Source organism: Protofrankia sp. CiP3, assembly GCF_917627345.1.
Lineage (GTDB): Bacteria > Actinomycetota > Actinomycetes > Frankiales > Frankiaceae > Protofrankia.
Genome location: NZ_CAKJTM010000058.1, coordinates 9,764 through 12,095 on the forward strand (window position 1 = coordinate 9,764; position 2,332 = coordinate 12,095).

Sequence of the window (2,332 nt, forward strand, 5' to 3'; positions counted from 1 at the left end):
GGTACGCACCCCAGCCCCGCTCCTTGATCCACGCCCCTATTGCCGGGCGTTCTTAGCGTAGCGACCTCGTTGGCGTCGAGATCACCGTTCTCGATCTGGCTCACCCGGCCCGGGGAGACGCCCATCAGGTCGGCCACCTGACGCTGGGTTAGCCCCAGTCGCTTGCGCTCCTCGGCCAGATGGAATGCACTAACCCATGCCTCGGTGCGCGCCCGCTCAGCGGTTAGCGCATCCCCTCCGAGGTCAGCCATCTGTCATACGCGATCTCGGCTGCGGGGATCGCCGTCCTGTACCGTCGCGACCAGTCGCCAGCCTTGTTGCCAGCGACCAGCAGTACCGCCCGCGACCAGGGGTTGAAGACAAAGATCACCCGTATCGCAACATCACGGCCCGACCGTGGACGCAGCTCCTTGAGATCTTGACTGTCGACTCACGCAGCGTGTCGACCAGCGGACGCCCGAGCCCAGGTCCGCTCTCGGCGAGCATGTCGATCGCCACGTTGACCGACCGATAGGCGTCCGGATCTGTCTGGCGCAACGCGCGCAGCCACTCCCGTACTTCGGGTGCGACCTTGACCGTCCACCGATGAGGCGGCTCTGCCGACATGTCGCCGAACGTAGGCGGCTGAAACGCCTGTTTCCTCCGTTGTTGGCAGTTACCGGAAGATCCTCGGGCGGTCCCGCGTCGCGTCCGGGTGCTTTCCGGACGGGTTGACCGCGCTGGCTGCGTACGCCAAACTGCAAATGGTTGCTGAAACTAGTTACATTTCCGGTAGCGACGGAAGTTACATTGCCGGTAGCGGCGGATGTGCCGCAGATGTGTGCCGCTGTGGTTGCTCCAGGCCGGCCGAGCATTTCCCGTCGGCTGTGACGCCCCTGTGGGGCGCCGTCGGGGCGCCGCCGGAATGAGCGCACGGGCCTGTCGGTCGCTCGACCGCCAGTTCCGAGAGAGCAGAGACACAGAGGGCAGAGGAGGAAGGATCAACATGGTTGAGAACGTGGTCGTCATCGGTGCCGGCGTCTACGGCGCGGCGGTGAGTGCCTCGCTGGCACGGCGGGGTGCCCGCGTCATCGTTGTGGACGCCGGTGTCCCAGCGGGCGGCACCTCCGGTTCGACCTTCTCGTGGACCAACGCCTCCAGCAAGCAACCGCGCTCTTACCATGATCTCGGCGTCGCGGGTATGGCGGCTCACCAGAAACTGGCGGCCGAGGTGCCCCACAGCGACTGGTACCACGAGGGCGGTAACCTACAGTGGGCAGCTGGCGACGAAGAGCGCGAGAAGCTGCGGAGGAAAGTCGCCGGTGTCCTCAGCTACGGATACGAGGCGCACTGGCTCAGCCGGGCCGAGGCACTGGATCTCGAACCGGACATCGATCCGGCCGAACTACCGGCGGACGAGATCGTCCATTTCCCGCGCGAGGGATGGGTCGAGCCGGCCGGCCTGATCGGTCACCTGCTCTCCAGCGCGGTCTCCCAGGGCGCTGAGCTGGTGACCAATGATGCGGTCATCGGCCTGGAGGTCACGGCTGGAACGGTGCGTGGAGTCCGGCTCGCCTCGGGGCGGCGGCTCTGCGCGGACGCGGTCGTGAACTGCGCGGGGCCGCAGGCCAGCATGATCGCCAGGTTCGCCGGTCTGGATCTGCCGATGCGCAACACCCGCGGTGTGCTTGTCTACACCTCCCCGGTCACGGTCCCGGTGTCCCATGTCATCCATGCACCCCGCGTCCACCTGCGTCCGGACGGGGCCGGCGGGCTGCTGCTGCACACCCCCGCGATCGACGGTGCCGTGCGGGTGTCCGAGAGCGGCGAGATCAGTGCCGACCGGTCGGCGGTCGAGGACATACTCGAGGCGAGCCGTGCGCTCTACCCGAAGACGCGGGCCGCGGCCGTGGAAAGCGTCCGGATCGCTGAACGTCCTATTCCCGGGGACGGCTTACCGGTGCTGGGGCGGGCGGTCGAGCTGCCCAACTTCTACTTCGCCGTCTCGCACAGCGGCGCGACCCTGAGCGTGCACGCGGGTGACCTGGTCGCGGCAGAGGTGCTCGGGGAGGACCGAGGCGACGCCCTGGCTGCCTTCCGGTTCGAGCGGTTCCGCCCGGCGAGCAGGTAAGGGAGGAACGGTGCGCACGGTTGTCATGCACAGCTGCGACCTGGTCGACGGCCGGGGCGGGGAGCCACGGCGCGACGTCGACATCGTCCACACCTCGGCAGGCGAACGGGCTGAAGATCGCGGTACTGGGCCGGCATATCGCGGTGTCGGCCTTCGACCGGGACGCTGTCGAGCAGGCACTTGCGGACGCCGGGCTGACCGGCAGGCTGTCGGTCGAGGACG

The 2,332-nt window shown here is 67.8% G+C and carries 2 protein-coding genes and 2 pseudogenes; 2 read left to right on the forward strand and 2 right to left on the reverse strand.

Going from position 1 to position 2,332, the window contains the following annotated elements:
* Together MJ797_RS17980 and MJ797_RS27555 are read right to left on the reverse strand one after the other, a co-directional pair.
* The coding region (locus tag MJ797_RS17980; RefSeq protein WP_239336538.1) for a helix-turn-helix transcriptional regulator at positions 1-251 on the reverse strand (251 nt) is incomplete at its 3' end.
* Positions 224-606: pseudogene (locus MJ797_RS27555) on the reverse strand (type II toxin-antitoxin system RelE/ParE family toxin). The pseudogene MJ797_RS27555 and the gene MJ797_RS17980, both read right to left, overlap by 28 nt.
* 379 nt (positions 607-985) lie before the next feature.
* Between MJ797_RS27555 and MJ797_RS17990 the strand changes: the two are divergent.
* Positions 986-2,110: an FAD-binding oxidoreductase gene (locus MJ797_RS17990; protein WP_239336490.1), complete on the forward strand. Its 1,125-nt coding sequence runs from the start codon at positions 986-988 to the stop codon at positions 2,108-2,110.
* A gap of 20 nt (positions 2,111-2,130) precedes the next feature.
* Positions 2,131-2,332 (forward strand): annotated as a pseudogene (locus MJ797_RS17995) (hypothetical protein); the annotation flags it as partial.